The organism is Candidatus Neomarinimicrobiota bacterium (assembly GCA_012964825.1).
In the GTDB taxonomy this organism is placed as follows: Bacteria; Fidelibacterota; Marinisomatia; order Marinisomatales; family S15-B10; genus UBA2125.
Genome location: DTTI01000071.1, coordinates 1 through 9,602, shown reverse-complemented (window position 1 = coordinate 9,602; position 9,602 = coordinate 1). Strand labels below are relative to the sequence as shown.

Below are 9,602 nucleotides of genomic sequence, written 5' to 3'. Positions count from 1 at the left end.
GTGACAGGCAAGGCTGACATTGATTTCCCTCCCCAGCTGATGGTGCTGTCGCCTTCGCCATCCTTGGGCTGATCAAAGTAGTACCACGAGACGGCCCCGGAACTGCTGGAATTAACGGTTAGGGCTAGTCCGCCACCGGCTGTTTCCTCATCAATGGTGGTAGCAACAGATACCAGTAAAGTATCTTTACCAGCAACACCCACACCAGAAATGCCACCCTCTGGCAGGACGCCCCCTGTCTCACCCGCTACTATTTCTTTAGAGGTTTGAAAAGTCCTCGTAGAATTGGAGCTGATCAGGGAATCTCTCTGAACAGAGAGTCCCTTTCCGGTTCCCAACCAGATTAAACTGTCACCCTGGGCACGAATTTCTACAACTACATTACTCTGGAGCCCCTTTAATGTGGTGTCTTCATCGGCACGAGCCAAGAATGTCCCCGGTACCACCTGGGCACAGAGTGATCCCAATAAAAAAGAAATTGAGAAAGCATTACGAATCATTTTTTCACCAACACGACCTTGGACGAATCACTGAACCCGCCGCTTAAATCCTGGACACGAAACCGCCATTCAAGCTGGCCCGTAGATGCATTGTAAGGGAATGATACCAAGGCTGTAAATATTCCGTCACCTATAGTGACATCACCATAAGTAGAATCCCCTGTGTCCACCATAAAAATGTAATTGCCCTGGTTGAGCATGACCCCGTCTGAAAGCCTTTTAGAAGTAAATCCCACCCAGTGAATGTCATCAAGGCCGTTAGCATCTTCCGCCTGAGCCTGGACTGTAATTAACTGGGCAAAACCCGAGTCTGGCAGGGTGAGTGTATCCGGAGCGTCAATCGTGACAAAACGGGGCAAAATATTGCCAAGGCTGTAAGAAGCGGAGTCGATGTGACTTTCCCCTTCTTCATAATGGGCAATCATCTTGAGATAAACCTCTCCAGTGTCAGAAAATGAGATGGGGTTTAACGCAAAGGAGGCGGTGTTTTTACTGATAGCATAGAGGTTGTCCCCTTTCAGGATATCTCCCTTATCCCCCGTATCGCCAAGGATGATTGAGTCCGGCGGTCCGGCGGAAAAATTCTTTGTACCGTGCCAAGCCGCGGTCACATACCTGATATTTGCGCCGTTAAAAGGGTCCTTTACCAGGGCACCCAAATATATTTTTCCTTCTTCCTGTAAATAGGAAAAATCGATGCGTTCTATAGGGTCCGTCTGGTCCGGCACCTGCATCGGTGAGGTACACGAGAGCCACCAGAGCATGAAGAAGAGAACTACCTTTTTGTCCATCAATTTCATAAACTGGGTAATATAGAGGTGTCTCCAGAGTCTTTCAATTATTTCCTACCATAGATGTGATGAAGAAGTAGGGTCCCCACTGTGGCAAGACTGGCGGGGCTGCACTTGTCAGGTGTATCCTCAACGGTGTGCCAGTAATTAAACGATCCAGAACCGTATCGAAAATCAATAATATCCACAGAAGGGATACCTCCCACCTGGTAAAGAACCACGTGGTCATCCTCAATAAAATAGTCAACATCCCGACTGAATTCCTGTAGACCAAGTTCCTCCGCTTCCGTCCACAGCTGATCCACCAGCTCCGGTGCCTGCTCCCAGGAGTTGCCCTCTACCGGAAGCTGAAGCTCTCTGTCTCCCACCATATCGATAAGAATACAGTATTCAGGTGCAGGCGATGGGATATTTTTAGCCAGGTAGCGGGAGCCATTGAAAAAATGGGCTAAATCTCCGGACTTTCCCATATCTTCGCCATCCAGGAAAACCAGATCGACACCAATATTCGGTGATTGTTTTGAAAGGTGATGAGCCAATTCCATGAGTACGGCAACACCACTGGCACCATCATTGGCACCCAAAACGGGTTTTAACCGGTTCTTAGGATTTCTGTCCTGATCGGCCCAGGGTCGGGAATCCCAATGAGCAGCGATCCAGATACGGTTTTTTGCCTCTGGTCTAAAACGGGCAAGTACATTGGTGAGCATCAACAATTTCCCGGAATAAACATCCGAGTAAGAAAAGGATTGCTGGATCAATGTATCAGCAAGTGGTGTAACCGTTTTAATAATGTGGCCAAGCCCATTCCGGTGCTCAGGCGTGCCGGGAACTCTGGGACCGAAATCACATTGTGCTTTTAGATAACCATAGGCACGCTCACCATTAAAATTCGGTATCTCCCGACCAAAAATCAGTGTTGAAAAGAGAAGTCCGGTTGTAATATAACTTTTCATTATCCTCTAATAGGAACGTTCACATCAAAGCCAAAATCTCTGTCCACTTTTCGCCCCATAATCTTGGAGTGACTTTCCCTGTACTCATACCAAATGCCGCCCGTCACATTCTTTCCGAACGTGTATGTGACTCGAGGAGAAATCTTCCACGATTCACGTTGGTCTGTTGTAGATAAATCATACTTCAGGTCGTTACGTTCCATGGTGGTGGATTGAGAGAAGTCAAACGTGAGCGTGAAGTTAATTGTATTCTTGAAGTTAAAATCACGGAAAAATGGTAACGGTATATTGAGCCCTCCTCTATAGGCGTAATTGGTGCTGGCAGTCCATGTGTTGTCTGCCTTCACTCGGGTGCTGTTTATCCCGCCAAACCGGTTATCCATCGTTCTGACAACAGAGTAACGACTTGAAACTGTCATCCCTCTCTTGGATGACATGGATAAACCCACCAGCGGCGAAAAAGATGAGGTATATTTTGATGTTTGAAGGTCATTGTTCTGCCAGGCCCGTGACTCCTTCCCGCTAAAAGCGTGCTCCAGAGAAGCTGATCTGGCAACTTTTTTGATGAGCGGCCATTTCTCCACACCGGTCAAGCGAACGTTCCACCCCGCCAAGGGCATTCCTTCATTACCCATAATGCCCATGGGTAAAAAGTCTCTCGTTTGGGTTTCAGTTCGCACCTGGTTACCGTCAATACCCCACGCCTTGTTTTTTGCAAAGTTAAATGAGGTTGTAATCTGCCGCGTCAGTGCCAAACCTGACCGAACAGAAAAATCCCTCTGCCACTGCCTTGAACCCGTGTTGACACCCACCTCTTCACTGTGATCGAGACCGTGCTCTGTAATGAGCCCGAGACGGTAAGGTATTTCTGCAGCACCCAAAACGCCGAAAGCATTTTCAATTCGATTCTGGGTATATGTGATACTTATTGGGTTAATCTTGCTTGCACCTTTGTGCAGAAGTTTCAACGCTTTTTCTATCTGAGGGTTCATGGGCTTTTTCTCTTTTTTTTCTTCCGGCTGATCTTGCTGTGTTCTGGACCGGCCCCTTCTTCTTCCACCACCACCTCCGCTTCGGGCAGAGGATGTCGGTTTGTAAAAAACCTCTACTAAAGTCTTCGGTGTCAGGCTGAGCGATGTGGAAAAGCGACCCTGAGAAGTGATTGTGGCTCCCTCCTGGGTACTCTCCAGCGGCTTGGCCCAGCGATAGTTTGAAGTGTAGCTAATGTTCGGCCTTAGCCAGCCCGCCAGAGTCGGCGTAAAAGTGGTTGTTGTACTCTCATTGATATCCGTAACTGTACCGGGTTTCATCTCTTTGACGGCTTCAAGATAGCGGTTTCTGAAATGATCCATATCACTTTTGATGGCCTTGGTGTAATTGGTAGTGAGATTTTCCAGAATTTTGTAACCAAGACGAAAATTACGGTCAAGACCCAAATTGTATACAGTTTTTGGATCTCCCACTCGCGGAGTGGACTCATTCAGTGTTTCGCTCACCTTTGCTGTCACGTCAAAAGATGAAGGGGTGTAGTATAGTCTTGTTTCGGACAATTTTTTTCCAAACAGAGGAATTTTTTCCAGCCGACGCAGGGGTGTAAAATAGTTGTCCCTGCCAAAGCTGAGAATATAGCTGGTACCTCCAGCATTGTTACGGTTCATCCGTTTGGCGATCTGAACGTTAGAGTTAATACTCCGCCCTGCGGAGTAGTTAAATTTCAGATTGTCCAGAGTATAGCGCGTTAACCATTTGTCAGATTTTGATCCCTTTGAAAAAGAGGTATTGTATGAAAATTGCCTTCCTTTCGTCAGTACACTATCCGGAGGCGTCTCATTAATTATTCTAACGTCCGTTCCTGGCAGGTATTTAGGGGTGGTTGTATTCTCAGTAAAACTGACATTAAAAGGAATTTTAAGTCCCCAACTCTGAGGTAAGAATTTATTGATCTGTAAGCGGGTGTCTGCACGGAAACGCTCGTTTGTATTCCCCGATCCGAGCCTTTCCTGGAGAACGTGAAAATCAGCATTTCGGCGGTTGTAAGAAACAGTGGCGTTACCCACGTCGGCCAGGGCAAGTTGAGACTGAAACCGGATAGCGTTACCGGCATCTTTCCTCACCCTCGAAAATCGTAATTCATCAATCCAAACTTCTCCCGATACCGGTTTCAACCTGTTTTTGTTCTTTACTCCAACCACAAAATACTGAATGCGCGAAAGGGCCGGATCGCCGTGAATAGAATACTGATGGAGAGTATCCCGCCCTGAATTAGCAGTAGCAATATAAGTTCTAGTGGAATCGGTAATCTCGAAGCGGTCATTGTCATCGAATTTTCGGTAGTCTTCATCCTTACGCTTTAACCCCGTGAGAAAATCCAGGTCAATTTCGAGATAGTTTCGCTTCTGCTGCTTGTCCCACCCTTCGTAAACAGGATACCGAACTTCATAATAATCATTGGCCCGACCAAAACGGATGAAGAAATCTACATCAGTATCTTCAGCACCTATATCATCACTGTTGCCATATATGAACATTCTCATTTTCTTGTACATGAGATAGCTCTGTGCACGGGCACCCTGGAGCTCCATAATATTTTTCTGTGCCGCCCCTTCATAGTTCGGTTTCAACTCATTAAACTTCAGGACAAGTGACTGTTCCTTGAGGCGGATCGCGTTAAGCCTGTCGTACTCCCCCTGCACCCCAATTTCCTTTACGCTTCTTGCATAGTCGGCGTTGTCCTCAGTGTTAATAACGGTCACCGCGAACGCGCTGTCATCCTTTGCATATGTTGACACACCGGAACCACGAACGCCCAATTCCTGCCATTCGTTGCCCACAATCTCCACCTTTGCAACTTGAATCATATCCTGGTCGTTAACACCGGATAGGGTGAGGCGGACGAATTTGATGGTGTCCCAAGTGATATTTCCGTTCTCACGCAACATTTTGAACTCATTCAGAGGAATTCGATAAAGCCGCCATTTACCCATACGTGTTTGGTTGTAACCACCCTGGTAACGTTCCCAGTCCTCACTGAAAGGGCTCAGATCGAAAGAAGTTGAAAAGTAATCGTCTTTAGCATCGAAATTTCCATCTCGATTGATATCTTCCGTGTCCGGATATCGAGCCCCTTCCATTGGCCTATCTGCGGTACCGTTACCTTCAGTACCATTGATATCACGGTATTTCTCTGCACTTTCTGAATCTTCCTCCCTGAATTCCCAGTTGTCATTGTTGGGGTCAAAAGTATTCAGATCGGTACCAATGTAAACAAGATCAGATAAGGTGGGATTATTCAATGCCTGTTCGTAAGTGAGGCTATCAGGCAGACATCCACCATAACCGTTCTCAAAAGGATCGGTGCATCCATCCAAGCCGATATCTTCATCATCCTCGAGCAAGGTATTCCCCGTAAGAAGACCTGCTTCCGGTCTGTCCTCCGTATCAAAAACTCGATTGCCGTTCTGATCCTCGCTGATGAAACCGAGATCTACCGTCATGGTAGCATCCGTGTTGTCGGGAGTTAAGAGCCAAACCTCGAAGAACTTGCTCTGCGACTGATTAAAATCACTTGAGTAAAGACTTGCTGTGATACTTGCCCAGTTGGAATCGGGGTTCACTGTTTGCCGATGGGCATCGCGGCGCGTGTAATTAAGAACGAGAACATCTGTAAGTTGGTTTTGCGCACGTATACTCGTTTGCTGGTTTGGCCAGATATCCTGAGTTAATACCTGAGTCCAGGGATTATACCAGAACATTTCCGAGCGGTTTTTTGGATTTTTGTCAAGAGGTGTGGAAGATCTGGACCAGAAACGCCGACGCACGCCCAGGTTAGTCGTTCTTTTCGACCCTTCAAAATCATCAATGAATGCGATCCCATCACGATCCCCCAAGGCGAGATTATCAACAGGGTTAGGATTTGGCAACACTTGCGCAAACTCGCCTTCAAAATTGAACGATGATGGTTTGTCAGTCTCAATGAGTGGGAGTTTATCTATCGCTCGCGTCAGACCGTCCAGTTCCATGGAATGTCGGCCGTTCAGGCCCCAAATGAAGTTCCGAGTCGGTTCATAGCCAACTTCAATCTTCTCATTGATCACTGACTGATCGTAATAAAGGGCCGTGGCACCGATAAATGACCGCTCACCAAAATCCATCTGCGCCCGTGTTCCAACAATACTTTTCTTATCGAATGAGACCAGTTCATGCTTGTCAAAAAGCACTTCCAGTTCGGCACCGGGCTCGTTGTATGCTTCCGTGAGTAGAGTCAGACTGCCGGTAAAATAGTCAATGATATAATCTTTATCCTTCACCAGCGGAACGCTGTTGAGATAAACCTCCTCACTTCCCTCTACCAGCATAAAGCCGCCTAGATTGATAGTGGCACTTTTGTTCTGATAGGCCACTTTAATGTCAAATTTTGACTGGTTTCTGATAAGCTGATCGCTGAGACTTCTATACAGAGCAGCTGAGTCGGATAATATGTCTGACAGCTCCTCACTTCGGTTTCCTTCTCCAAAAAAATCCTCTGTGCCGGCGGTCCGGTCTTTTTCAAAGGGGTAAAGCATGGGAAAAATAAGTTCACCGCTATTCAGATTGACAATGTTTGGGTTCATCTTGTCAATGAGATCATCAGGCGTAAAGTTAGCGTTGGCATCAAGACTGTCCAGACCGAACAGGTTTATGAATGTTTTTCCGCTTTCTTGGTCCCTTTCATTATTCCCCAGGCTTCCGTTCTTGTAAGTGATCTGAACATCAAACCCTTCCGGTGTAATACTTGAAGCACCAAGATAATAGACATTCTTGAATTCCAGGGGCCAGGTAGGGTGACCCGGGTTAGGGGTAAGCGGTTTGATGAGTTTTAGATGGATAGTATCCCCTTCAGCCACGGATGTGCTCAATTCCCCTGTTGTTCGAATTACCTCTTGATCACCTCTCTCAACGAGCGAAAAGGAGACCGCGAGAATCTCATTCTGTACCGGCATTGTCAGACGGATAAAACCGAGATCTTCACTAACGATATAATCCTGGTTGCGAATGAGGCGGGTAAAGAAACTCCCCTCCGTATCACCTGAGTACTGGGGCTGTGCCTCGCTCCATCTGTTGTCTGCCTCATTATAATCCGGCTCGACATATGCGAGACCATAGATAGTTCCTGAACCAGCAGCAGCGCCCACCGATTTGAAAATCTCTATTTCACTGATGACTACATTTCCGATTCTATGTTTTCCATCCTTCAAAGGATAAAAACTGGAAAGAGCAAGAATACCTGTTTGCCCTGCAATTGGCGCACCATCATCATCCAGGACCAGACCACCATCTCTAAACAACCGATCAACAAAAAAATACTGGTTCTTCCTGTATTGGTAGTCTGGGATATTCTGTCCTTGCGATTCTGCCCCGGAAGTGATTTTCTGCTTCTGTTTCTTTGTTCTTTCAATTGAAGCAATGGTGGTGATATCCACCGGGCCCAGTTTCATTAGAGATTTGACCCCAAAAAGGCCCTGACTCTGCCCGGAAAAAGTGACAAACTGAGTAGAAGGCAAAGAGAGTGAAATGTTTCCCGCTTCAATCTTTTGTACAATTTCATCCTCTGTGCCGCTGTAATTGATACGAATGTTGTTCTCAAAGTCAAAGTCTCTCTCACTGTTGTAATTGAGATCGACGTTCACTCGATCCCCAACTTTTCCCTGCACCACGATCTGTTGTGTTTCATCAAATTCGAAGTGGGTCGTCTGAGCTTCCCGGAAATTGGACCTGGTCAATTCCTGATCCTGGAAAACTATTTTACCTGTCAAGTTAACATTTCCATTAACTGTAAGCGTAGCTCGGCCCAGACTCGTTTCCACGGCCACCAGTTCTACCCCTTCTCCTACTCTCGTTGGTCCGGCCTCTTGCCCCGGTTTTTTCACTGTTGCAAAGTTTTTGACTCTCCGGCGTTGTAACTGTTCATTAACGTACCATTCCAAAGGCGCCTGAAAAGGAAGGCGGAAATACCTGTCATATACTGCTTCATAGAGAAAAATCGTCTGACCGTCCGAAGAGAATCCTGTCCATTTGTCAGCACTCTCAAACCTGACTTTGAGCACACCACGCAACGATGAGACAGAATCCATGGAAAAGTAAGATTCATGAGGTTGCCTCTCAAAGGGGGTGACGGCCCATGGAGAGTACAATACAGGCATAACTGGCTGGGAAAAATAGAGAGAGTCCTCCTGCTGCGCATGGAGACTGGTAAGAGTGCCCAAGCACATTAGAAAGCAAACGATCCCTGCTTTTCCGGCTGACTGCCGGAGAACTAGATTCATCTCTTCTCCGATACGTATCATTCTACTCCCGAAACAACGACATCACAGCTGTTCAGGAGTAAAGCAGGTAGCTATATGACTATAAGGGTGTTCTCCTAGATTGTCAGGAAGGATTGTCCGCGATTAATCCATTTTCACGGAGTTTCTTAATGAGACTCCGAATGGCCTTGCCTCTATGACTGACTCGGTTTTTTTCCTCGTCAGAGAGTTCTGCATAAGTCTTTTTCATATCCAGCACGGAAAATACGGGATCGTAGCCGAAACCACCAAACCCTTCTGGTTTTTCGGTTATTACCCCTTCAACGACCCCTTCAGCAGAGAGTTCCGTCTCTTTGTCGACATAAACAGCAACTGTAATGAAACGGGCTGTCCGTCGGTCAGTTGCTATCCCAGACAGTTCACTGAGAAGCTTTTTTACATTATCCTCATAGGTACAACTCTCACCCGCATACCGTGCTGAAAAGATTCCTGGGGCGCCTCCTAAAGCATCCACCTCCAGACCGGTATCATCGGCAACAGAAGGCAAGCCGGTTATTTTGGCAATGGTGCGTGCCTTCAGGAAAGCATTCTCCTCAAAGCTCGTCCCAGTCTCCTCTACTTCCGGGATATTACCATGGGGATCAACCTCATCAAGACAGACAACATCACATCCGGATAGACGAAGAAGCGTTTGCAATTCCACAGCCTTGTGCCTGTTACGTGTTGCAATGACGATCTTCATAATTCATCCGAAAAAGTGCGTGAACATAGAGCCTCAATGAGGGTCGGGCAAGCCATTTAGCAAGATTATGCGGTTGCTTTTCGACGACCAAGGACACTAATTTCGCCGAGCAGATCAAGGCTCGGTAGCTCAGTCGGTAGAGCAGTGGACTGAAAATCCATGTGTCGCTGGTTCGATTCCGGCCCGAGCCACAAAATCCTCGTTGACAAACGGAGATTTTCCCTAATTATAAAGGAGCATTGATTATCGGTTTAAATACCCAATAATCTACCAAAAATGCTCCTTATATGCTCCCCTCATTGACTTTCTAGATTTGTAGGCCTAGATTGCTT

4 protein-coding genes and 1 tRNA gene are annotated in these 9,602 nt (G+C 46.7%); 1 reads left to right on the top strand and 4 read right to left on the bottom strand.

What is annotated here, in order from left to right:
* Positions 1–496: 496 nt before the first annotated feature.
* From EYO21_06815 to rdgB, 4 genes are all read right to left on the bottom strand, one after another.
* Positions 497–1,291: a hypothetical protein gene (locus EYO21_06815; protein HIB03515.1), complete on the bottom strand. Its 795-nt coding sequence runs from the start codon at positions 1,289–1,291 to the stop codon at positions 497–499.
* Positions 1,292–1,338: 47 nt separating this feature from the next.
* The gene (locus EYO21_06810) at positions 1,339–2,247 is read right to left on the bottom strand and encodes a M28 family peptidase (protein ID HIB03514.1); all 909 of its coding nucleotides are present in this window, start codon (positions 2,245–2,247) and stop codon (positions 1,339–1,341) included.
* A complete protein-coding gene (gene sprA, locus EYO21_06805; protein HIB03513.1) occupies positions 2,247–8,570 on the bottom strand; it encodes a cell surface protein SprA in 6,324 nt (2,107 codons plus the stop codon). The genes EYO21_06810 and sprA overlap by 1 nt, the downstream gene beginning before the upstream one ends.
* A gap of 82 nt (positions 8,571–8,652) precedes the next feature.
* Positions 8,653–9,270 (bottom strand): RdgB/HAM1 family non-canonical purine NTP pyrophosphatase, encoded by a 618-nt coding sequence (gene rdgB, locus EYO21_06800; GenBank protein ID HIB03512.1) that lies wholly within the window; start codon positions 9,268–9,270, stop codon positions 8,653–8,655.
* A gap of 118 nt (positions 9,271–9,388) precedes the next feature.
* Between rdgB and EYO21_06795 the strand changes: the two genes are divergently transcribed.
* Positions 9,389–9,464: transfer RNA gene (locus tag EYO21_06795), tRNA-Phe, on the top strand.
* Positions 9,465–9,602: the final 138 nt, after the last annotated feature.

Coding starts and splice junctions, on each gene's coding strand:
- EYO21_06815 (HIB03515.1), bottom strand. CDS start 1,291: ATGGACAAAAAGGTAGTTCTCTTCTTCATGCTCTGGTGGCTCTCGTGT.
- EYO21_06810 (HIB03514.1), bottom strand. CDS start 2,247: ATGAAAAGTTATATTACAACCGGACTTCTCTTTTCAACACTGATTTTT.
- sprA (HIB03513.1), bottom strand. CDS start 8,570: ATGATACGTATCGGAGAAGAGATGAATCTAGTTCTCCGGCAGTCAGCC.
- rdgB (HIB03512.1), bottom strand. CDS start 9,270: ATGAAGATCGTCATTGCAACACGTAACAGGCACAAGGCTGTGGAATTG.